Genomic DNA, 24,239 nt, shown 5'->3' on the forward strand with positions numbered 1-24,239 from the left:
ATTATAAAATGATTGAAAGTAGGAGCAAAAGATGAGCGATAATAAAAGAGAACAAAGAAAAAATGAACATGTAGAAATTGCGATGGCACAAGGAGATGCCACGATTTCTGATTTTGACGAAATACGATTTGTACATCATTCAATTCCTAGTGTCGATGTCGATGATATTGATTTAACAAGTCAGTTAAAAGACTTCACACTAGATCAACCTTTATATATCAATGCTATGACTGGTGGTAGTGAATGGACGAAGCAAATCAATGAAAAATTGGCTGTAATAGCACGTGAAACTGGTATCGCTATGGCAGTTGGTTCTACACATGCTGCATTAAGAAATAGTAAAATGGCATCATCTTTCAGTATTGTCAGAGATACGAATCCGGATGGTATTATTTTCAGTAATGTTGGTGCAGATGTCCCTGTAGATAAAGCGGTTGAATCTGTAAAATTACTCGATGCTCAAGCACTGCAGGTTCATGTGAACGCTCCACAAGAACTTGTAATGCCAGAAGGTAATAGAACGTTTTCTACTTGGATGGAAAACTTAGCACAAATCGTTTCACGCGTAGACGTGCCAGTGATTGTAAAAGAAGTAGGATTTGGTATGAGTAAGGAAACTATTAAGAGCCTCAATGAAATCGGTGTACGTTACGTCGATGTTAGCGGTAGAGGTGGCACAAATTTCGTGGATATTGAGAATGAAAGACGCACATACAAAGATATGGATTATTTAGGATTATGGGGACAAACAACAGTTGAATCACTGTTGGAAAGTGCTTCATATCAACAAGATATGGATATTTTAGCCAGTGGTGGTGTAAGAACACCTTTAGATGCAGTTAAATGTTTGGCATTGGGTGCAAGCGCAGTCGGGATGTCACGCCCATTTTTAAATCAAGTTGAAAACTATGGTATTACTGAAACACTTAATTATACTGAACAATTTACAGATCATATGAAGAAGATTATGACCATGCTTGATGTCAAAACAATAAAAGATTTAAAACAAACGCAAATGGTATTTAGTCCTAAATTACAGTCATGGATTGAACAAAGAGGTTTAGACATCAGATAATTTGAAAAGTTCAAAATAATAGAATAAAACGAAATTAAGCAAGCCACGGCAAAAATGCTCGGCTTGCTTAAATGTGTGATAAGGGATTGGTGTATAAATGACAAGTACTTATACAAACACTTAAATTACTTGATACAAACTGTCGACAAAATCTTTGATTTTGTTGGCAGTTTTTTTACCCATAATTTTCACGGATACTGTCTTAGCATATAATCTTCAACAAGTACTATACTCACAATTTCGGCATAAATCACTATCAATGTAATAGTATATAAAATAAACATGATTGGTATTTATTGTATTAAATAAAGCAAATAATAAAAGCGCTCAATACAAAATAATTGTCATTTCTAAAAATATTTCAAAAAAGCTTAATAAGTGCTACTAAAATTTATTTGTAAGTTATCTATTTAAAGGCATTGATAAATATAGTCACTATTGGTACACCAAGTAGGTCAATTAAGAATGCACCGACAATTGGTACTACGAGATATGCTTTAGGAGATGCGCCATATTTTTTAGTGATAACATCTAAGTTTGCCATAGCATTTGGAGTTGCACCTAAACCATGACCAATAAAACCGCCTACCATAACTGCAGCATCGTAATTCTTGCCTAAGCCACGGAATAATACGATGACTGAGAACAGAATAATAAATAAAACTTGAACTAGTACGATGATGATTAACGGTATTGCTAATTGATATATTTCAGTAAGTTGAATACTCATTAAAGCAATGGATAAGAATAGACTAAGTGATACATCACTGATACGATCAACGATTTTCATATCAATTATTTTTAGATTATTGTATTCTGAGATATTTCTGATTATGACAGCGACAAACATTGCACCAACATAAATAGGGATATTGATACCTGTTAAATCGGTAAATGTGTTTCCTAAATAGGATCCAATGGCCATACAAATAGCTACAATTGTAAATTGTAGTAAAAATACGGTAGTAGGCGCCATTCGATTGTGTAAGTATTCGTTTCTATCACTTTCAGAATAATCTTGCGTAGTTTCTTCTGCTTGTTCAGGCTTTAAGTTATATTTATTAATTAAAAATTTCACTACAGGGCCACCAATTAACCCACCTGCGACAAGACCCAGTGTTGCTGCGGCTAATGCTGCCGTTAATGCTGAATCGACACCTATGCCTTGTAACGTTTGTCCATATGCAGCTGCATTGCCATGACCGCCTTCCATTGACATAGAACCCGCAGTTAAGCCAAGTAATGGCGAAATATTGAGTACTTTTGCTAACGAAACACTTATTAAATTCTGACAAATTGCTAATATGCCACAGAAGATAAAGTAAAATATAAGTATTTTACCACCCAATTTTAGTAGTTTAAGCGAAGCGCCTAAGCCAATCGTTGTGAAAAATGCGAGCATAAAGAAATTCTGTATAAATTCTGAATCTAATTTGATTGTTAACAAACTTGCTGACTTCAAAATTGCGACAACAATTGCAAATAATAGTCCTCCGATTACCGGCGCTGGTATACATAATCTTTTCAAAATATTTACGTGATTGACGATGTATACACCAAGTAAGTATAAAATACTTGCAAGTGCTAAAGTGGTAATTGCATCTAACTCTAGCATTAATAGACCCCCTTTATTTCATTAACTTTATGTAATTATTTAAATATGAGTTCATATTAAGTAAACGTTTACAAAAATATACAAGCATCATTATACATTCTTTAAAACTATAATGATAGTTTGACCTATAATAAAACAATAGTTGCCAATTTAAACAACCTATATAGTAAAGGAGAAAAAACATTGATCACTACCTTGCAATGTACAGTAGTGTATGTTATATTTTTAGCGTAAACTACTGTACTATACATAGTACTGGTTTTCCGATGAGGAGGGCTTCAATGAACAGTCAATTCAAAAAAGGTGCGCTCGAACTAATTGTCTTATTAATCATTAAACGAGATGATCAGTACGGTTATTCGCTTGTACAAAATATTTCAAGATATATGACGATAGCTGAGGGCACCGTGTATCCATTGCTCAGAAGATTAGTGAAAAGTGGAGAACTAGCAACTTATTATCAACCATCGACGGAAGGTCCAGCAAGAAAATACTATCAAATCACTAACCAAGGTGAACAACGATTAAATCTGCTGTTAGATGAATGGCAAGCTTTTTCAGGTGCTGTTAATCAATTTATAAGGGAGAGCGAATCAAATGAATAGAGTAGCATACCTTAAACAGTTAAATAAACATTTGAAAAATTTAGATGATACAGAACGACAGGATATTATTAATGAATATGACACTCATTTTTATAGTGGATTACAAGAAGGAAAAACCGAAGAATAAATCGCTGATGAATTAGGCAATCCGAGACAATTAGCGAAAGAATTAAATGCAAATGCTGCGATAGTCAAGGCTGAAAAAAGTAATGAATTAGGGGATGTGGGTCATGCTACATTAGCTGTTATGGGTTTAAGTATATTAAACTTTTTCGTCATAACGATTCCTTTTATCATATTATTAAGTGTGGTTATTTCATTAATCATTACGACGATATCTCTCATACTCTCACCGATAGGTATTATAATTAAAGGTGCTATAGAAGGGTTTGAAGCAGTTGTCTTATTAGATGTTTTTGTGACAGGCACGATGTTTGGTTTAGGACTCATACTATTCGTCATTACTTATCTTATTACAAAAGGATTTTATGTACTTTGTGTTAAATATCTAAAATGGAATATCCATGTAGTGAAAGGAAGTGCTACGAGATGAAAAAATCATTGATATGGATATTTGTTATTGGTTTAGTCATAACAGTGATTTGTGCAGTAGGGGCAGTTCAACAATTTAAAATTGAACATAAAAAAGCAAATCAAATTACAACGAATTTTAATGAAACTTATAATAATAAAAGTATTAAAGGATTAGATTTAGATTTAAAACATAGTAATGTGAAAATAAAAGAAGGTAAAACGTTTAAGGTATTATCAAAAGGTTCTAATGAAAAAATCAAGATTCATGCAAAAGTTAAAAATGGCAACTTAACGGTAAGTGACCACAAAGGACAATCAAATGTGGATATTTCGTTTTTAGACATGCGATATAATGATATGACTATATATGTTCCTCAAGATTTAGAAAATTTAAAGGTACATTCAGATGATGGTAGTACAACTTTAAATGATATCAATGCGGATAAAGCACAGTTGAATACAGATGTAATGGATTTGACCATCAATGATAGTAAGTTCAATCAATTGGTTGCGTCTGGTGATACATCAGACATTAAACTGAACAAAACGCAATTTCAACACGGTGATTTCAAAACGGATACCGGTGATATTTTAATGAAAGATACACCAGCGGATAAACCTATGCAAATTAAAACAGATACTGGTAATGTAGAGTTAATATATGGTAAGGATAAACCTAAAAACAGTCAAATTGAGTATAGTAGTGATACTGGTAATTTAAATATTGAAGACAAACAATTTGAAAATAAAAAAGTCGGTAACGGCCATCATGTGATCATGATTAAGACAGATACGGGTGATGCGTTAATTAAATAAATAACATGCTTATTTTAAAGGGATAATGTCAATTCAATGACATTGTTCCTTTTTTGATTTACTATATATCGTATGAAAATACTAGGTTATAAGGAGTATATATATGGAACAGTCGTTACGAAGTGAAAAACAATATGGGGCGTTAGCCTTATTGCCGTTGCTGATATTCTTAATTTTATATATTGGCGTAGGGATTACTTTCACGATAATGGGTAAAGAGGATGCGTTCGATCAGTTACCGAGACATGTGGCAATCATGATAGGTATTGTGATTGCGTGGACTTGCTATGATAGGAAAACAGCATTCACAAAAAAAGTACAAATTTTTACTGAACATGCTGGCAATTCAGGCATAGTAAATTTAGGATTAATCTTACTACTCGCTGGTGCATTTTCTACTGTGACTTCAGAAATGGGTGGCAAGGCTGCGATGGTTAATATGGGTCTGTCTGTTATTCCACCAAGTTTACTCATCCCCGGCATATTTATCATGAGTGGTTTTGCGGCCTTAACATTAGGGACTTCAACTGGTGCACAGGCAGCATTCATTCCTGTTGGTGTTGCAGTCGCACAAGCTGCAGATTTAAGTGTTGCAGCGGCGGGTGCAGCGGTGATCGCAGGTGCATATTTTGGAGATAATTTATCTATTATATCTGATACGACGATCGCAGCAACAAATGGTGTCGGTGCGAAAATGAAAGATAAATTTAAGATGAATGTCTTAATTGCTTTACCGGCAGCTATTATTACAGCTATTTTTTATGCTGTTGTAGGAGGAACAGGTAAAGTAGAAGGAGATTTAAGTTTTAATTTTATCAATATTTTGCCTTATATTTTCGTCTTGATAGCAGCAATTGCTGGTCTTGATGTAATACTTGTATTAATTATTGGTATCGTTATGGCTGGCGTACTTGGCATGGTGCAAGGTCAAATGGGCGTATTTCAATTTACAAAAGCAATAGGTGATGGTATGGAAAGTATGTTCACTATTTTCCTCGTTGCTTTCTTAGTATCAGGTCTTGTGGCATTAATTCGTTACTATGGTGGTATAGATTGGATTATTACAGCTATGAAGGCAAAAGCAAAAGGGCGCAAGAGTGCTGAGTATGTTATCAGTTTAATGTCTGGGGTGCTTTCAGCAGCTTTATCACACAATACATTGGCTATTATTATTTCTGCGCCAATTGCAAAAGAAATCGGTGACGAGTATAAAGTACCACCAAAACGTATGGCAAGTTTACTAGATATTTTCGCGTGTTGTGCATTAATGGTATTACCACATGACTCAGGGATGTTAATGGTAGAACAATACGGTGATGTATCTTACTTAGAAGTTTTAAAATATTCATTTTATCCTGTGATTTTTGTAATTTGTACAATCATTACAATTCAATTTGGACTATTGGATCGAGATAAAAAGCAAAAATAGCATAAATATATCTGTCTCTCATTAGACACTTACTTTATGTTTTGGAAAAGAACTATATAAGTAAAGGACATTCAATATGCGTTTTAAAAACGTATTCTGAATGTCCTTTATTTTTTTATATGCGCCAAGTATATTCTGGTTGTCGCATGTCTGATTTCTTCATTCGTGAAATATATGGGTTTCCTTTTACAGTGAATCTTAATGGCTTGTGTGTCCATTCCCCTTTGTTAGGTATGCCAATACGGCCACTTGCTTCAATTTCTTTAGGATACTTACGATTTTTTGTATCAATTTTTAGCCGACCTTCATTCAATTTGGATCCGTCTAAATGTCTAGGTATGTTAAACGCCTTAGTCCATTTACCTGGGCCATTAGTCAGTTCGAAACCGTTCTTTCCTCGATTAATAGCCATTAACTCTATACCTTCTTCGGGTTCTATTGCCCTAATTAATACCCCTTCAGGTTGGCCTTCCAATTGGGTAACGAAATTAATGAGTAGATGTGTATGCATGACATGGGCATAAATAGTGCCGCCTTGTTTATACAATGATTCAACTTTAGGTGTTCTCTTTCCGTTATAACCATGGGCAGCACGATCTTTTGTTCCTATATATGCCTCTGTTTCTACAATATAACCTGTAAAGGTTTGTAGTTCATCGTGGTAGATGATTCTTACGCCGAGTAAGTCTTTAGCAATTGTTACGGTATCGCGTTGTAAAAAATCCATTAGATGCCCTCCACTTTTAATTATATGAAATTAAATTTTTTTAGATGTTTTTAAAATATTTTTAAAATTGTGTTACTATGTACATGATTATTTGTTACACTAATTATTATAAGATTAATAGGAATTAGCATATGCTTTTGGTTAAAGTCTAGTATATGACAAAACTTATTGAAAACAAAGTGAATATGAAATGAGGGGAAAGTATGGAACGAAGCATTGGATTTGGTCAGGCACTCAAATTATTTTGGAAAAACTATGTTAATTTCAAAGGCCGTTCACGTCGTAGCGAGTACTGGTTCATGGCATTATGGAACATCATCTTTATGATGCCAGCATTGATTTTGTATATCATCGGTTTAATAATGACTGTATCAGGCGCAGCATCAAGTTCTGAAGAATTGGTTGCTATAGGAGTTATATTATTATTCTTATCGATTTGTTACGCATTAATATACAGTTTGGCAACATTAATTCCAGGATGGGCACTTTTAATCAGAAGATTTCATGATATGGGAAGGACCATGCTCATGCCATTAATATATCTAGGTGTTATTGTTATAAGTTATCCGGTGCTATTTGTAGTGAATATTCAAGATCCTGAATATAATAATCCAGTATATATCATATTTTTTGCTATTATTTTCCTTGTCTATATAGCACTTGGCATCTACATGCTAGTGATTTGTTGTCTTGATAGTGAAAGAAAAACGAATAAATATGGTGCTAGTCATAAATATGGCAATCATATTCAATCATCTACTAACACATATGCAAATCAAGACGCACCTATACACGAAGACACAAATGTGAAACACGTGAATAGTGAAGAGAATGCTTTCAGTGAAGAAGTTAACACTAGTGATGAGAACGCTACTAAAAAAGACGATAATTTTAAATATTAAATGCCATAAATTATAAAGAGGGTTGTTTCATATAATTGAAACAGCCCTCTTTATAATTTAATTAATGTAAGATAATTGTGGATATTCTTTACCAAGCAAATCATGCAAGGCTTTATAACGATCAAATAAAAGCGCATACTGTTTAACTTTTTTAGCTTCTGGTTGTTTACGATAATAAACAGGTTGCTTCATATGTTTGACAGTTTCTTTTAAGGTTGGATAAGCGCCACCAACATTTGCACCCAACATAGCTGCACCAAGCGCTGTAGCGTTACTTGAATCAATAACGACCACTTCTTTATTTAGCACATTAGCATAAATATCAACTAAAAGTTCACTTTTTATAGGAATACCACCGGCAGCATATACTGTTTCTACGGGAATGTGGTTGTTTTCAAATTGTTGCATAATCATTTTTGTTCCGAACGCTGTAGACTCTAAATAAGCTTTGTGTATCATTTCAAATGGTGTTTGCAGTGTTAAACCAAAGATACTACCTGTTAGCTTACTATCACTTAAGATACTACGGTTACCATTATGCCAATCGAGTACGGTTACATGCTGTTTATCTATTGATATATCAGCAGCCAGTTTCTCTAAGTATTCAAGGATAGAAAGGCCTTGTTTTTCAGCTTGGTCTACATAAGATTTTGGTGCGAGGCTGGCAGAATAATTAAATAAATCACCAACAGCAGCTTGTCCAGCTTCATATGCATAAAGACCTGGAATGATAGCATCTTTAACTGAACCAGTAATTGCAGGTATGGGTTCTTGTTTTGGATCGAGCATCAGATGGCATGTACTTGTACCGATAACAGGCGTGAATTCACCTTGTTCAATTGCGCCGACACCGAGTACACCGGAGTGCGCATCAATGATATACGGAGAAATTTGTACTTGTTCTGTAAGGCCCCATAGATTTTGATAATATGGGCTCAAACTACCAGCGCTTTCACCGATATTGACTACGGGTGCTTCGCATTTTGTTTTAACAATTTCTGGTAATTTCTGATCGATAGCTTCAAAAAAGGAATAATTAAAGCCATCTGTTTCGTTATAAAAGCCTTTAAATCCAATGCCACAATTAGAGCGAATATTTTTATCAGTTAATAAACTGACTAAATAATCTCCAGCTTCCATGATATAGGCACTACGTTCTAAAACTTCTGGTGCTTTGTTTTTAACTTCTAATATTTTAGGAATCATCCATTCACTGTTTACGTTATGACCATAAAAATTTAACCAGGATGGGTTTACCTTATCACTTACTTGTTTCATGTAGGTTGCTTCATCTTGAGCGCCATGATGCTTCCACAGTTTCACATAAGCATGCGGTTGATCTTCTAAATCTGGATGTAAATGTAAAGGTTTGAAGTCATCATCTAAGAACACGATGGTACAACTGGTGAAATCTATACCAATGCCGATGATGGACTTAGGATCGACTTGACTATCTTTTAAGACGTACTGAACGCCTTCCTCCAATATAGAAGTGTAGTCTGCTGCATGTTGTAAAAAATAATTGTGCGGTAATTCGGCACCATTTAATGATTCTGAAATGGTGCCATGTGGATATTCTTTTATATATGTAGAAATAATTTCACCATTTGTTGTATCTACTAAAAATACGCGCCCTGAAGCAGTACCATAGTCGATGCCGATACTATATGTCATGATTGCATTGCCCCCTAATCAGTTTGTGGAATAAGCCTAGAGACTTCATTTATCTTTATGATAGTGCTTACATATTATAATGTAAAGTTAAGATCATTGTGATATTGGATTATTGAGAAATACAGTCATATTAATATAAATATGTGTGATTTATTTAAAAATGTATATTTCAAAAGACAAATGGTATCATCAGAATAGAGGATTTATATAAGAAGGGTGGCGAAATGGTATGTCATTAATAATTGACCATGTAACAAAAAAGTATAAAAATTTTACTGCTGTAAACGATATGTCACTTTCCTTAGAAAAAGGAAAGATGCTAGGATTTTTAGGAAGAAATGGCGCTGGGAAAACAACCACATTTAGAATGATATTAGGATTGACACCCATTACAAAGGGAAGCATCACATATAATGATAAAGTAATCGATCGCTCGTTATATAATCGTATTGGTTATTTACCAGAAGAACGTGGCTTACATCCTAAGATGAAAGTAGAAGACGAATTACGTTATTTAGCTACATTAAAAGGCATGGCATCTAAAGATATTACAAAAGCAATTGATTACTGGTTAAAACGATTTGATATTACAGAAAATAGAGAAAAGAAAATCGAATCACTTTCTAAAGGGAATCAACAGAAAATTCAATTACTAGCAAGTATGCTACATGATCCTGAGTTGCTTATTCTTGATGAACCATTTAGTGGTTTGGATCCAGTGAATGTTGAATTGCTAAAGTCGGCGGTTCAAGACTTAAACAATGCAGGTACGACAATTATATATAGCTCTCATAGAATGGAACATGTTGAGGAACTATGCGATAACGTATGTATTTTAAATAAGGGGGAGCTTGTTGTATCGGGGCCAATTGATGAAGTGAAAACGAATCATGGCAACAAACGTGTAGTCATTGAAACAGATCACGAAATGCCAGAAATTGATAAAGTAGATGGGGTCCTAGAGGTAGACAGAAATAAGAGAGAGATTAAAGCAATGATAGAGACAGAATCCGTCGCAGAACAAATTTATGACATAGTGAAGCAATATGGCTTTGTGAAACGATTCCAGGTAGTAGAACCTTCACTAAATGAAATATTTATAGACAAAGTAGGTGACGTTAATGGATAAATTTTTAGCAACATTTTCACTGACGTACAAGAACAAAGTCAAGACGAAATCATTTATGATTTTTACTGGATTGGTTATTGTCTTAATGCTCTTAGCAGCTAATATGAATAAGATTATTGATTTGTTTGATGATGGTCCTGATAAAGTCGGCGTTGTTTCATCTGACAATGAAATTTATAAAGTAATAAAAAGTCAAGGTGATCAACTGGACGAGGGGGCTACATTTAAAAAAGTTTCAGAGAAGCAAGCTAAAACGCAAGTTCAAAACGAAAAATTAGATAAAGCATACATTATCAAAATGACAGATGATAATAAACTTTCTGGAAAAATTTTAAGTAAAGATACAGTTTCAGAACAACAAAAACAAAAATTAAAAGCTTCTTTATCAACAATTCAAACACAACTCGTCGCAGCGAACTTGAATTTGTCCCAAGGGGAACTGAAACAATTGCAATCACAAAGTAAAGTTACGTCACAAGTCATTGCTGATAAAGCAAGCAATTCAAATTTAAGTGAAGCGCAAAAAGGCTTTAACACAATAATGGTATACGCAGGACTGATGTTGATATTCTTTATTGTCTTTAATTATGCAAGTCAAGTAGCGATGGAAATTGCTACAGAAAAAACGTCACGCGTTATCGAAATGATTATTACGAGTGTGAGTCCAGTCACACATATTTTAGCTAAGATTTCCGGTGTGATTGCTGTGGCATTTACACAGATTATCATATTTGTAGCGGCAGGCTTAATATGTTTCTTCGTATTTGATATAAGTGATATGTTGAAAGGATTTAAAATTGAACCAAACGAGTTAACGATGCAAATATCTATTGTAGGTATCGTTTCACTAATTATTGGTATCCTTTCATATATTATATTAGCAGCTATTTTGGGATCCATTACGGCACGTATTGAAGATATCAACCAAGCGTTGATGCCGATGACACTATTCAGTATGATTGCATTTTATATCTCGTTATTCAGTGTGATGAATCCAGATACAATGCTTACAAAAATCACTAGTTTTATCCCGCTATTGTCTCCGTTCGTAATGTTTGTACGTTCAGCGTCACCTGATGTTGCAGTTTGGGAGATTGTTGTGAGTGTTATTTTATCCATTATTACCATTTTTATTTTATTATGGATTGCTGTAAGAAGTTACAAAAATACGATTTTGAGTTTTGATAAAGGCTTTATGAATGCAATGAAACGTATTTTTAAAAGAAGTTAAACGCATGAATACCTAATAGAGTGAGATAGAAAATTATTTTTTTCTAAGCAAATGTCGTTGCGTGATCTCTAGATAACATGACTAGATTGTGAAATGGGCTGAGGCATGATAGACGTCTCAGCTCGTTTTTTTGTTATTAATTCATATAATTATTGATTGGAAGATGATGAATTTGTTGGGAATTAGGTAAAAATAGAAAAATGTATAACAATTTTCTATATAGTTTGATAGAATTTATGATTAGTATAGATAAATATTTGAATAAATTGTTACAATATAAGTGAGTAATATGAAGATATAAAAAATGATTGAATGTATTCAAATGTTACATAATTATTTTTAATTAAACATCTAAGCATATTTTATGATTGAGGGACCATAAATATATGTTTTAGAGATCATTTGTGTGCACCAATTCAGTGTTTTAATGATGAAATTATGATTATCTTATATTCGTAAACGAAATCTATATTAGATAATTGCCTTCACACTTATTCAAAACCCCTTGAATCAAGTATAACGAAGGCGACATTTATGATTGAATTTTATTCATGGAAAAACCTATTATTAAAGTGTAGGTTTGAAAGGGAGTCATTAATGATGTTTGCAAAAGTAGAAAGTCAAAGCAATGGTATCGATTTGATTAAAATTGATAATGAAGAAACAAAAATTGTTTTTACAAATTATGGTGCGAGAATTGTATCGTGGAAATACGACGATAATAATATTGTACTGGGTAATGTCGTTGAAGCAGATGAGTTTTATGAATCGAATCCTTATAATTTTGGTGCAACCGTAGGTCGATATGGCGGAAGAATTGCAAATGCAACATTTGAGTTAGATGGTAAAAAATATGAGTTAGATGCCAATAATGGTGTACATAATATTCATGGTGGACCCAATGGTATAGACAGACGTTTCTTTGATTATAAAATTGAAGAACAAGTCGGACAAGTGAAAGTTATTTTTACTACTACAATTCAAAGTGCAGATGATCACTTTCCAGGTGATATTGATTTAGAAGTGATTCACACTTATAATGTCGACCATAAGTGGACGATAGAATATAAAGCGAAATCAACTGAAAAAACATTGTTTAATCCGATGAATCATGTATATTTTAACTTGAACAGAGACAACAATGTGATTGATAATCACAGCATTTCAAGTTCAAAATTGGATATGTATTTATTAGGGGAAGACAATATCGTGAAAAGTATGGAACCTTTAAGTTTGGTAAATACCTTCCAAGAACAAAATATCCAGTTCAAAGATATTTTTGATAGTGAAGACGCAATTGTTAAAGAACAAATGCAACGCTTTGGTGGTATTGATCATCCATTTGATATTGGTGGTAATGAAATGACTGTGGAAAATAAACATTTTATATTAAAAGTAAACACAGACATGCCAAACATTGTCATTTACACATTTAATGATACAACTGGTTGGAAAAGTGATTTCAATATTTATAAAGCTCACTCAGGTTTTACATTAGAAACGCAATGTATTCCAAACGATATTAATTTATTAGGCAATCAAGCACCATCCATTTTAAAAGCTAACGAGCCTTTTTACTCTAAAACGTCATATAAAATTTCTGAAAAGCAATTATAAAAATGAACGAATCAATACTTATGACACCATTTGGGAGAGTGGTTAGTTATTAAGTATAGACTATATGAAAGGCGGGTATCTTAAATGAGATACCCGCCTTTCATTTTAATTTAATTACAGCAAACGCTATTATTTTTGAGCACGTTTTAAGAAGCGTTCAAATTTGCTAATCCTGTCGCTTGTTAAATATGGATTTTTTAAAACATAGGTTAAGCGATTAATATTTTTATTATCATTGTAATAGATGTCATTGAGCTCATACACAGAAAGACGTGTTGATGCATCCGCAGATTTGATAAGTTTTAAATGATTGGAGTCGTGTACGTAGCCTTCTTGTAACACACGAAAATAGAAGCCAGTTTTACAAGAAGATGACATTCTCTTAATCAAATCAGGGATTTTATACTTTTCTTGTATTTTCCAACAAGGTTCTCTGATTTCTGAAACTTCTAAAATAGCTTCACCAAGCTGGAATTGATCACCAAAATAGACATGCGCTTCATCTAAATCAGTTGCTGTTAAATTTTCACCAAACATCGCATAGGGTGGTAACGCTGGTAGGTCATGTTTCCAAAGTTCGTAATTTTTCTTACTGTACAGGCAAACGGCTTTATTTGGCCCGCCATGTCCTTTATATTCTTGTTCATCTTCAGCAAATCCAGTATGTGTAAGCCACATTTTTCCTGAATATTTTTCTTTATTTAATGCAGAACGCATAGGTCTTTTGGTACTATATGGTAAATCTTGTATTTTGCCAGTAGAAATGGCTTCTAATTTATAAATCATATTTTTGTACCTCCAACAATAGATTGATTATTATTTTAAAACAATGTGTTAATTATGCAAGTATATGTATAAATTCATTTTGAAAATCAGTTTTCTGTCTAGGTATTTTAATAAATCTCATGTACAATAAAGATAAAAGTACAGTATAAAAGGGGAAGCATGATGGATAAGAAACAGTTAAAAATGAGAACATTTAATGATGCATTAGACCAGATTAAAGATGGTATGATTGTTGGTATTGGCTCTGGCTCAACGATTGAATTGCTTGTCCCAAAAATAGCAGAGAAACTGGAACAAGAACAAATAAAAATCACAGGTGTCTGTACCTCTAATAAAACGGCATTTATAGCCAAAGAGTTAGGTATCCATATCATTGATGTGAATGATGTGGATCATATCGATATTGCAATAGATGGCGCAGATGAAATTGATAACGACTTAAACTTAATTAAAGGCGGTGGTGGCGCGCTATTTAGAGAAAAAGTAATAGATGCCATGGCCGAAAGATTTGTTGTCTTAGCTGACGATAGTAAATGTGTAGACTATCTTGGACAAACGTTTAAGTTGCCTGTTGAAGTGGACAAATTTAATTGGTTACTTGTAGCTAAACGAATTAAAGCATACGATGATTTAAAAGTAACACGTCGCATGGTTGATGATGTGCCATTTATTACAGATAACGGTAATTATATCTTAGATGTTGTATTAAATGAAGGTATCAACGCAGCAGATATGCATGAATTTTTGATTCACCTTATCGGTGTACTAGAAACAGGTTATTTTTTAAATGTTGCAGACCAAGCCATTATTGGTACAACGAATGGAGTAAAGATTAAAAATAAAGCATCATTGATAGATTAAAAAAGGCATTGTGCTTATTCATTGGAGCACAATGTCTTTTTGTATCGTTTGAAAATATCATATCGCTACATGCTACAGTAATAAAACAAAAAACCAATACTAAAGCTATCAGTCATGAAACATAGCTTAGCATTGGTTTTTAAAATTCATAAAATCAGTTGAATCATTTTATGGTGAGTATGATTAGCGACGGTGTCCACGTTTACTTTTCAAATCAAAAGGTGAGCGTTCGTAATCATTATTAGATGAATCAGCTGTATCTAAAGCTTGATCATCTTGTTGCGTTACATCGTTACTTTCTGAACTTAAATGACTTGACGATTCATCACTTTCTTCATCGATTGATGTACGTGCATCAGATACGACAGATGACTGTCAATTTGAAGAATAGCGAGAACTTGCTTTCAATTCATCTTGGTCTGATTCTGGATGTGCCTTCTCAGTAGATGCTTCTACTGCACTATTCGCACGTGAATCTGAGTGTGTAGTGTCCACTTTCGTTGAATCATTTGATGATGGACTTGGTGTATTCTCTGAGATTATATTCGCTCGACTGTCGTCCTCATGTGCAGTATCTTCTGTCGAATTGTATTGATTAGCTTGGTCTGATGCACTTGATTCATGCTGACGATCAGTTACATCTTGTTCATCTTGAACTTCTGAAGACGTCTCAGCTGTAGCGGCATTTACATTCGCTGAATGATGCGTTTCGTCTGTTTCTGACGCGTTATATTCATCACCAGCATCTGTCTGATCTTCATCAGTATCATTAACGTGATCAAGATAATTATTTTCCTCTACTTCGTCTAAATTACGTTTTGTAAAGAAATAAAGGATTGTACGAATAATTAAACTAATTAAAATATAAAGTATAGCAACGGCTGCAGTTGATAAGGCGATGACTTTCATAGCAAATACTTCGCCTAATTCTTCATTAAATAAGAATACAAGTCCAAATGACATTGCGAAATGGAATAAAGTTGCAATGTATATTGTACGGCCTTTCGTTGCACGTATTAATTCCCCAATAATCATTGAAAAAGCAAATGAATATAGGAAACTATATATTGCAAAGTCAAAACTAAAGGCGATGTTTACATTCCATATTGCATACATAAAACCAACAATAATAGACGCGAAGAACGTGTTCATCTTAGTTTCAACAATATGTTGTAGATAAGAACGGAAACCGAGTTCTACTAAAAAAGCCATGACAATTTGTCCTATAATAATAGATGAAATTGAAACAGATAAATCTTTTGTTTGTAAAAGAACAAAACTATCAGAAAAAATATTAAAGCATACCATAGCTATAATAAAAATAATTAATGGTAAAATAAGCGCTAAAATTGCACGCTCAATCACTTTTAAGCTAATAGTCAATTTTAAACTAGCTAATTGAGTACCTCTGTGTGAAAATATAGCAATACAGATAAAAGCTGCTATGAATGGTGCAAGTGTACTCATATCAAAGACGAAATCTTTAAATGGAACGGAACTCTGTAAATCTTTAAGTATAATAGGTAATGCATAAGCAACAATAAAGAAGATAAAAATCATCATTGCCCATTGAAAACCTGGTATACGTTTTGTATTCATTTATGTAACCTCCAATAGGGTTCAAAAAAATCATTTGTACCTAATTATACATATTTATGAGATAGAAATAAATTAAATTCCCGATTTATCATTGAAATGTAATAGTTTGAGTTAATCTAACATGAAATTGAAATATTTATTACGAATTTTTGAATTTATAATGATGCGAATTGGGTAAATATTATTATAAATTGAATTGAGGAAAATGTAAGCGTATACTTTTAAATGACCGTAAGTATTTAAAGGAGGAGAATTATGTATAAATTAGCACAACGTGATCTTTGGACTGGAAGAATTGATAGTGAAACAGATGAATCACAATTTAGGCACTTTCAAACTATAAATTTTCGCAATATTGAAGATGATAACAATGAATCACGTCATGGTGTAGGTATACTAGGGTACGCGGTAGATAAAGGTGTTGAATTGAATAAAGGGCGTATTGGTGCAAAAGAAGGCCCGAATGCAATTAAAAAAACGTTTGCCAATTTACCAGTTATTAGACAATGTAATGTATATGACTATGGCAACGTTGAACACAATCATGATAGATTAGAAGAAACGCAACAAGAATTTGCGCATTACGTTGCCAAATCTATAAAAAAACATAATCAAACATTCTTACTTGGTGGTGGTCACGATATTGCATATGCACAATATCTAGGCACGAGAGAGGCATATCCTGACGCTTCTATTGGTGTCATTAATATTGATGCACACTTTGATACACGAGAAGAATCAGGTTCAACATCTGGCACGAGTTTTAGACAAATACTAGAAGAAGATGAAAACACAGATTATCTTGTATTAGGTATACAACAGGGTGGCAATACTCGAGCACTATTTGACTATGCAGAAACTAAAGGCATCGGTTATGTTTATTCAGAAGAATTGCTTCACCAAATTTCTCCTCCAATCAAAGATAAGGTGGAACGTTTTGTACATGATCATGATGTCATCATGTTTACAATATGTATGGATGTTATTGACAGCGCGTTTGCACCAGGTGTGAGTGCTAATGGTGTGCTTGGATTATCACCACACATCGTACTTGAATTAGCTAAACGCATCATTCCGAATGAAAAAGTCCCAACAATTAGCATTGCTGAAACAAATCCTAAGTATGATGTAGATAACAGAACTGCAAAATTATCAGCTAATTTCTTATATCATTTTATTCTTTAAAATTCCAATAGTTAACACATTGTTCGATGAAAGAAAGCACACGTGATGAGTGCTTTCTTTTTTTTAGGTAGTTAATATATATAGAACGACCTAACTTAGGTTGAATATCTAAGACATCTAAATCCTTAGCATTAAATGATTGATAATAAACTCTAGGTATTACAGCATATCCCAAACCTCTATGCACAAAGTTCGTGGCAGCTTCAAATCGATCCGCTTCAATAATGATATTAGGATGCAAGTTCATACGGTTAAAGTAGTCATCTAGATGTTTGCGAACTTGGGATCTTTTGGTTGGCAATATTAATGGCAAGGATGCAATAGAAGTAGTATGTGAATGTGGAAAAGCATTTTTAGGAGTGATCAACACATAGGACTCCTCATAGAGCGGTATAGATTCAATATCATCATGCTTCATTTGTTCGTTAGTGAAAGCAACATGATTCTCAAAGTTAACGAGCAATTCAAAAATTTTATTTTGATCATGAATTTCAGATACAAGGTAAGTTTGATCTGGAAATTGTTTAGCATGTGTCGATAATACTTGAGAAAGCCATTGGTTTGTCGATTCTAAAATAGATATTTTAATTTTAGGTACATGTCCCATATTGAGATCGTACATTTTTTCGATAGTTTGATGATATTGATGTATCAGTTGTCGTGCGTAATTGTAAAAATGAATGCCTTTTTCAGTAATTTTAATATCTTTAGTCGTACGCATAAATAGATCATAACCTAGATCAGCTTCCATTTTTTTAATTGTTGTCGTCAGAGAAGGTTGACTAATATGTAAAAAGTTAGCGGCTTTAGTAAAACTATTATATTTAACAACAGCAACAAAGTATTCTAATTGTATAATTTTCATAGGAAAGCTCCTTTAATTAGTTATTTATAGTTTAAAGCTATCAATAATTAGTTTATTTATATTGGTAGTCTATATAATAACATATTATACTGGTCCATATAGAGAAAGGTGTGCTTTTGTGTAAGTATCGTGCTTACATTGCTTATTACCATACCATTTGTACTATGGATTTTTTAGTTATTGTTAAACAAAGGATAAGTTTATTAAAAACAAGGAGTGATTTTTCATGAGAAAAATAGAAGCAAAAAGAGGGTTAGACATTGAATGTAAAGGTTGGGAACAAGAAGCAGTACTGAGAATGTTATATAACAACCTTGACCCGGAAGTAGCTGAACGCCCTGAAGACTTAGTTGTTTATGGAGGTATAGGTAAAGCTGCACGTAATTGGGAAGCATTTGAAGCCATTGAAGATACATTACGTTCATTAGAAGCTGATGAAACAATGTTAGTTCAGTCTGGTAAACCCGTTGCTGTATTTAAAACACATGAAGAAGCGCCACGTGTATTAATATCTAATTCAGTATTAGTTCCAGAATGGGCAAATTGGAATCATTTCAATGAATTAGATAAAAAAGGTTTAATGATGTATGGTCAAATGACAGCTGGTAGTTGGATATATATTGGTTCACAAGGTATTGTTCAAGGTACTTATGAAACATTTGGAGAACTTGCGAATCAACATTTTAATAGCAACTTAAATGGCACGGTCACTTTGACAGCTGGTCTAGGTGGTATGGGTGGTGCGCAACCACTAGCCGTTACAATGAACGGTGGCGTTGTTATCGGCGTAGACGTCGATGAAACACGCATTGATAAACGTATTGAGACGCGTTATTGTGACGTTAAAACACACGAATTAGACGAAGCGTTACGTTTGGCTGATGAAGCTCGTGAAAAGGGTGAACCACTATCAATTGGTTTAGTCGGTAATGCGGTTGACACACATAAAGCAATCTTAGATAAAGGTTTTAAAATTGATATTGTGACAGACCAAACAAGTGCACATGATCCGCTAAATGGTTATGTACCTCAAGGGTATTCGTTAGAAGAAGCGAAAGCAATACGCCAAAAAGATCCAAAACAATATGTTAAAGAAGCACAAACTTCTATGAGAAAACATGTAGAACTCATGCTTGAATTTCAGAAAAATGGTGCTGTTGCATTTGATTATGGTAATAATATCAGACAGGTTGCATTTAATGATGGATTAGAAAATGCATTTGATTTCCCTGGATTTGTGCCTGCTTATATTCGTCCATTGTTCTGTGAAGGTAAAGGCCCATTCCGTTTTGCAGCATTAAGTGGAGATCCGAAAGATATTGAGCGTGCAGATGAAGAAATGAGAAAGATTTTCCCAGATAATGAAAAATTAATTCGTTGGTTAGATTTAGCGCAAGAAAAAATCGCCTTCCAAGGTTTACCGTCACGTATTGCGTGGTTAGGTTATGAAGAGCGTGCGAAAATGGGCTTAGCATTGAATAAATTAGTAAGAGATGGTGAAATTTCTGCACCAATTGTCATTGGTCGTGATCATCTTGATTCTGGTTCTGTCGCTAGTCCAAACCGTGAAACTGAAGGTATGAAAGATGGTTCTGATGCTGTTGGTGATTGGCCAATCTTAAACGCATTAATTAATACAGCAGCAGGCGGTTCATGGATTTCATTCCACCATGGCGGCGGCGTTGGTATGGGTTACTCTTTACATGCAGGTATGGTTGTTGTAGCAGATGGATCAGAACGTGCTGATAGAAGATTAGGACGTGTATTAACGACAGATCCGGGTATGGGTGTTGTGAGACATGCGGATGCTGGATATGAATCTGCGATTAAAGTTGCAAAAGAAAAAGGTATCAAAATCCCAATGATTACAGGTAAAGGAGACAAATAATGAACGATTTAATTATTCAAAACATTAAAGAACTAATTTTACCAAAATCTACTGAACGTCCATTAAAAGGAAAAGAGTTAGACGAACTTAACATTATTGAAAATGGAACGGTTGTCGTTAAAAACGGCAAAATTGTCTACGCAGGAGAGCACTCAGATGCCTATGAAGCAACTGAAACAATTGATGTAACAGATAAAGTGGTTTCACCAGCTTTGGTTGAAGCACATACACATCTTGTTCATGGTGGTTCACGTGAACATGAAATGTCACTTAAAAGACAAGGTGTTTCTTATTTAGAAATTCTTGAACAAGGTGGCGGCATTTTATCTACAGTTGAAGCTACACGTAAAGCTACTGAAGAAGCATTATTTAAAAAGGCAGAAAAGAATTTGTTGACGATGATGGAACATGGCGTTTTAGCTGTTGAGAGTAAAAGTGGCTATGGTCTAGATAAAGAAAATGAACTAAAACAATTACGTGTATCTAATCGTTTGGCTGAAAAATATAACTTAGACATGAAACACACATTCCTTGGTCCGCATGCCGTACCTAAAGATGCTGAGTCTAATCAAACTTTTCTTCAAGAGATGATTGATTTGTTACCAGAAGTTAAGCCGTATGCTGATTTTGCAGATATATTCTGTGAAACTGGTGTGTTTACGGTTGAAGAATCGAAAAAATATATGGAAGCGGCAAAAGCATTAGGTTTTGATGTGAAAATCCATGCAGATGAAATTGATCCATTGGGTGGTTTAGAGTTAGCTATCGACGAAAATGCAATCTCTGCAGATCATCTTGTAGCATCAAGTACAGAAGGTAAAGAAAAACTAAAAAATAGTGACACTGTCGCGGTGTTATTGCCTGGTACGACTTTCTATTTAGGCAAGGAATCTTATGCAGATGCGCGAGGTATGTTAGACAATGATGGCGCAATCGCGATTGCGACAGATTTTAACCCAGGTAGTTGTGTCACAAACAACTTACAACTTGTGATGTCGATTGCTGCCTTGAAATTGAAATTATCTCCAAATGAAATTTGGAACGCAGTGACTGTTAATGCGGCTAAAGCCATTGACATTGATGCTGGTACCATTAATCAAGGAGATAAAGCTAATATTGTTATTTGGGATGCGCCTAATCATGAATATATTCCATATCACTATGGTATTAACCACGCTGAAAAAGTCATTAAAGATGGTAAAGTGTTGATTGATAATCGTATCAAATTAGAACAATAATTTGAATAGTTAAAGCTGAGTCAAATTGACTTGGCTTTTTTTGTATTATTTTAGGCAGAGTTGATTAAATATTTCGACAATTATGATACCATATGGTTAAAGCAATTTGGAGGTGACAATGAATGTGCGTCACATAAGTTATTTTAATCAGTGGCACGGGGCATTAGTCACCAATATGCTTGCAGGTATTTTGTTGGCACTCGCGTTACTACCCGGTGCAATTGCTTTTTCCTTTATTGCAGGTGTAAGTCCAACCATAGGTATGCTAAGTACTGGACTTATGATGTTAGTTATAAGTTTGACCGGCAATCGAACATTAATGGTGTCAGCACCAAGTAGTGGTGTTTCTTTAGTTGTCGCACCGCTTATGTCTAGCCACGGTATGCCCGCTGTAATATTGGCTACGTTAATTATGGGAATAATACAAATTTTGATGGGTATTTGCCGAATCAATAAATTATTAGATTATATTCCCACAGGTGTTGTTATAGGTTTTATGAATGCATTAGGTGTATTGTTATTTACATCGCAACTAAAAAATATACTAAATATTTCAAACGCGACCTATGTCATAGCGGTCGCATCTTTTTTAATTATTTGGTTAGCACAAAGATATATCAGATTTATGCCGGCACCATTGATTGCGATTATTATTTTAACGATATGTGCATGGTGGCTTAAACCAGATATTGTCTATGTACACCATTTAGCATCATTGCATATTCATGTACCGATGCTGTCATTTCCAGATGCAATGTATGATATGCATATCGTTGGTATTTCAAGCATGTATGGAGTGACAATGGCAATTGTTGCTGTTGTACAAACGACATTAACAGCGCGGATGATGGATGCAGTTACTGCCACTAAAAGTGATAAAAATAAAGAAACGATAGGGCAAGGTGTTGCCAATACAATTGTCGCTTTATTTGGTGGCTATGGTGGTAGCGCACTTGTGGGTCAATCGCGATTTAATGCAACGATGGGAGCTACATCGAGGGTATCAACATTGATCACGGGTGCTTTTTTACTCATTAGCTTATTCGTTTTTGGAGATATTATCGGTCAAATACCAATGGCAGTGCTAGCAACTGTATTAATAACGATTTCCCTTAATACATTTGATAGGAGAACGATTTCATTTGTTAAGGTATCTCCAATAAAGCATGGGGCGATCGTTGTACTTACAATGTTGATTATTTTAAGTACGAATAACCTAGCGGCCGGGGTTGTGCTTGTTAGTTTACTATACTATTTGATTCAAGGGTTTAATAAAAGGAAAGGACGTGACATATAATGCCACAATACGAAGACTACATAAATTGGAGAAGAACATTTCATCAATATCCAGAGCTATCAGATGCAGAATATGAAACAACAAAACGTATCAAACGCATCTTAGCATCATATGATATTAAAGTTTTAGATTTACCATTAGAAACAGGACTAGTTGCAGAGGTTGGACAAGGTGATCAATTCGTTGCAGTTAGAACAGATATTGATGCACTACCAATAGATGAGCAAGTGAAACATGAATTCACTTCGACCAATGAAGGTGCGATGCATGCATGTGGACATGATATTCATATGGCTAGTGTGCTAGGGGTCGCAGTGAGATTAAAAGAAATAGAAAATCAACTCAACGGACGCGTGCGCATTATTTTTCAAGCTGCAGAAGAATTGGGCTATGGCGCAGTGAAAGTTGCTAATACAGGTGCAATTGACGGTGCGAAAGCCGTGTTAGGTTATCATAATTATCCAACGTTAGATATTGGAGAATTTGCGGTTAAATCGGGGGTTATCACATCTTCTGTAGACCGTTTCGAATTTAAAATTAAAGGTAAAGGTGCGCATGCTGCTAAACCAGAACAAGGTAACGACCCAATGATTGTATTGGGACAGTTGATTAATAGTGTTCAGTCTATTGTGAGTAGAAATTTATCAGCATTTGATAATGCAGTTGTTACAATTGGAGAAGTATCATGTGGGAATACATGGAATGTTATTGCAGACGAAGCCTATGTGCAAGGTACTGTGAGAAGTTTTGATGAAGATAAACGTGTACTGATTGAAGAAAGATTAAGAGCCATTGGAAGCGGACTTGCTGAAGTATTTGGCGTAGACATTGAAACGTCTTATCACCGCTTGCCTGGTGCTGTGGTTAATGATGAGCAATTAACAAATGATGCAATAGCAATTGCCAAAGAAGTTGGATACAATGTCAGTGTTATGGATAAACCGTTGACGATTGGCGAAGATTTTTCTGGTTTTTCTAATAAGTATCCAAGTGTATTTGTCTTTATTGGTTCTAATAGTGAATATGATTTGCACCATCCAAAATATGACCCAGATGAACGTATTTTAGAAAAAGTACCTGACTATTTTGTTACTTTTGTACAAAAATTATTGAATGAAAATTAAGGCAATATACTTAAATTATGATTAGACAATAGAAATGTTGGG

22 protein-coding genes are annotated in these 24,239 nt (G+C 34.2%); 16 read left to right on the forward strand and 6 right to left on the reverse strand.

Annotation, left to right across the window (positions count from 1 at the left end; translation table 11 throughout):
- The first annotated feature begins 31 nt into the window (after positions 1–31).
- On the forward strand, positions 32–1,075 hold the full coding sequence (fni, locus tag M1D64_RS02800) for a type 2 isopentenyl-diphosphate Delta-isomerase (protein ID WP_048787062.1): 1,044 nt from the start codon (positions 32–34) through the stop codon (positions 1,073–1,075).
- Positions 1,076–1,481: 406 nt separating this feature from the next.
- On the opposite strand, the gene gltS is transcribed toward fni, so the two are convergent.
- A complete protein-coding gene (gene gltS / locus M1D64_RS02805; protein WP_041079166.1) occupies positions 1,482–2,690 on the reverse strand; it encodes a sodium/glutamate symporter in 1,209 nt (402 codons plus the stop codon).
- Between the two features lie 281 nt (positions 2,691–2,971).
- Here gltS and M1D64_RS02810 point away from each other — a divergent pair, with 281 nt between their 5' ends.
- The 5 genes from M1D64_RS02810 to M1D64_RS02830 all read left to right on the forward strand — a co-directional run bounded on the left by M1D64_RS02810 (position 2,972) and on the right by M1D64_RS02830 (position 6,074).
- Entirely contained in the window at positions 2,972–3,295 is a 324-nt protein-coding gene (locus tag M1D64_RS02810; RefSeq protein WP_002482510.1) for a PadR family transcriptional regulator, read from the forward strand.
- Positions 3,288–3,422: an HAAS signaling domain-containing protein gene (locus M1D64_RS02815; protein WP_002482511.1), complete on the forward strand. Its 135-nt coding sequence runs from the start codon at positions 3,288–3,290 to the stop codon at positions 3,420–3,422. The genes M1D64_RS02810 and M1D64_RS02815 overlap by 8 nt, the downstream gene beginning before the upstream one ends.
- A gap of 120 nt (positions 3,423–3,542) precedes the next feature.
- Positions 3,543–3,848, forward strand: coding sequence for a DUF1700 domain-containing protein (locus M1D64_RS02820; RefSeq protein ID WP_371806945.1), 306 nt, complete (start codon positions 3,543–3,545; stop codon positions 3,846–3,848).
- Positions 3,845–4,645, forward strand: a complete 801-nt coding sequence (locus tag M1D64_RS02825; protein ID WP_069838159.1) for a DUF4097 family beta strand repeat-containing protein — start codon at positions 3,845–3,847, stop codon at positions 4,643–4,645. The genes M1D64_RS02820 and M1D64_RS02825 overlap by 4 nt, the downstream gene beginning before the upstream one ends.
- A 103-nt stretch (positions 4,646–4,748) precedes the next feature.
- On the forward strand, positions 4,749–6,074 hold the full coding sequence (locus tag M1D64_RS02830) for a Na+/H+ antiporter NhaC family protein (RefSeq protein WP_037537845.1): 1,326 nt from the start codon (positions 4,749–4,751) through the stop codon (positions 6,072–6,074).
- A 115-nt stretch (positions 6,075–6,189) separates the two neighbouring features.
- Here M1D64_RS02830 and M1D64_RS02835 read toward each other — a convergent pair whose 3' ends face one another.
- Positions 6,190–6,801 carry a DNA-3-methyladenine glycosylase gene (locus M1D64_RS02835; RefSeq protein WP_002482515.1) on the reverse strand — a complete coding sequence of 204 codons (612 nt, stop codon included), beginning with the start codon at positions 6,799–6,801 and terminating at the stop codon, positions 6,190–6,192.
- A gap of 203 nt (positions 6,802–7,004) precedes the next feature.
- Here M1D64_RS02835 and M1D64_RS02840 point away from each other — a divergent pair, with 203 nt between their 5' ends.
- Entirely contained in the window at positions 7,005–7,703 is a 699-nt protein-coding gene (locus M1D64_RS02840) for a DUF805 domain-containing protein (RefSeq protein WP_069838158.1), read from the forward strand.
- A gap of 57 nt (positions 7,704–7,760) precedes the next feature.
- Here M1D64_RS02840 and M1D64_RS02845 read toward each other — a convergent pair whose 3' ends face one another.
- Positions 7,761–9,377: a ribulokinase gene (locus M1D64_RS02845; RefSeq protein WP_041079163.1), complete on the reverse strand. Its 1,617-nt coding sequence runs from the start codon at positions 9,375–9,377 to the stop codon at positions 7,761–7,763.
- A 229-nt stretch (positions 9,378–9,606) separates the two neighbouring features.
- Between M1D64_RS02845 and M1D64_RS02850 the strand changes: the two genes are divergently transcribed.
- From M1D64_RS02850 to M1D64_RS02860, 3 genes are all read left to right on the forward strand, one after another.
- Complete coding sequence (locus M1D64_RS02850) at positions 9,607–10,506, forward strand: ABC transporter ATP-binding protein (protein ID WP_037537848.1); 900 nt, start codon at positions 9,607–9,609, stop codon at positions 10,504–10,506.
- Entirely contained in the window at positions 10,499–11,737 is a 1,239-nt protein-coding gene (locus tag M1D64_RS02855; RefSeq protein ID WP_480977546.1) for an ABC transporter permease, read from the forward strand. The genes M1D64_RS02850 and M1D64_RS02855 overlap by 8 nt, the downstream gene beginning before the upstream one ends.
- 600 nt (positions 11,738–12,337) lie before the next feature.
- Complete coding sequence (locus M1D64_RS02860; protein WP_041079160.1) at positions 12,338–13,354, forward strand: aldose epimerase family protein; 1,017 nt, start codon at positions 12,338–12,340, stop codon at positions 13,352–13,354.
- A gap of 129 nt (positions 13,355–13,483) precedes the next feature.
- Here the strand turns inward: M1D64_RS02860 and M1D64_RS02865 are convergent, their stop codons facing one another.
- Entirely contained in the window at positions 13,484–14,140 is a 657-nt protein-coding gene (locus M1D64_RS02865) for an MOSC domain-containing protein (RefSeq protein ID WP_002482521.1), read from the reverse strand.
- 159 nt (positions 14,141–14,299) lie between these two features.
- Here M1D64_RS02865 and M1D64_RS02870 point away from each other — a divergent pair, with 159 nt between their 5' ends.
- Entirely contained in the window at positions 14,300–15,001 is a 702-nt protein-coding gene (locus M1D64_RS02870) for a ribose 5-phosphate isomerase A (protein ID WP_002482522.1), read from the forward strand.
- Between the two features lie 375 nt (positions 15,002–15,376).
- Here M1D64_RS02870 and sdpC read toward each other — a convergent pair whose 3' ends face one another.
- The gene (sdpC, locus tag M1D64_RS02875) at positions 15,377–16,600 is read right to left on the reverse strand and encodes a peptidoglycan release complex CPBP-like subunit SdpC (RefSeq protein ID WP_002482523.1); all 1,224 of its coding nucleotides are present in this window, start codon (positions 16,598–16,600) and stop codon (positions 15,377–15,379) included.
- A 255-nt stretch (positions 16,601–16,855) separates the two neighbouring features.
- On the opposite strand from sdpC, the gene hutG reads away from it, so the two are divergent.
- On the forward strand, positions 16,856–17,785 hold the full coding sequence (hutG, locus tag M1D64_RS02880; RefSeq protein WP_002482524.1) for a formimidoylglutamase: 930 nt from the start codon (positions 16,856–16,858) through the stop codon (positions 17,783–17,785).
- On the opposite strand, the gene M1D64_RS02885 is transcribed toward hutG, so the two are convergent.
- On the reverse strand, positions 17,775–18,650 hold the full coding sequence (locus M1D64_RS02885) for a LysR family transcriptional regulator (RefSeq protein ID WP_002482525.1): 876 nt from the start codon (positions 18,648–18,650) through the stop codon (positions 17,775–17,777). The genes hutG and M1D64_RS02885 overlap by 11 nt on opposite strands.
- 226 nt (positions 18,651–18,876) lie before the next feature.
- Here M1D64_RS02885 and hutU point away from each other — a divergent pair, with 226 nt between their 5' ends.
- The 4 genes from hutU to M1D64_RS02905 all read left to right on the forward strand — a co-directional run bounded on the left by hutU (position 18,877) and on the right by M1D64_RS02905 (position 24,197).
- Positions 18,877–20,538: a urocanate hydratase gene (hutU, locus tag M1D64_RS02890; protein WP_194379128.1), complete on the forward strand. Its 1,662-nt coding sequence runs from the start codon at positions 18,877–18,879 to the stop codon at positions 20,536–20,538.
- A complete protein-coding gene (hutI, locus tag M1D64_RS02895; RefSeq protein WP_069821536.1) occupies positions 20,538–21,776 on the forward strand; it encodes an imidazolonepropionase in 1,239 nt (412 codons plus the stop codon). Before hutU ends, hutI begins: the two co-directional genes overlap by 1 nt.
- Positions 21,777–21,894: 118 nt before the next feature.
- Positions 21,895–23,073, forward strand: a complete 1,179-nt coding sequence (locus M1D64_RS02900) for a SulP family inorganic anion transporter (RefSeq protein WP_069821535.1) — start codon at positions 21,895–21,897, stop codon at positions 23,071–23,073.
- On the forward strand, positions 23,073–24,197 hold the full coding sequence (locus M1D64_RS02905; protein WP_002482529.1) for an amidohydrolase: 1,125 nt from the start codon (positions 23,073–23,075) through the stop codon (positions 24,195–24,197). Before M1D64_RS02900 ends, M1D64_RS02905 begins: the two co-directional genes overlap by 1 nt.
- The last annotated feature ends 42 nt before the right edge of the window (positions 24,198–24,239 follow it).

This window comes from Staphylococcus sp. Z5-21, from assembly GCF_056529615.1.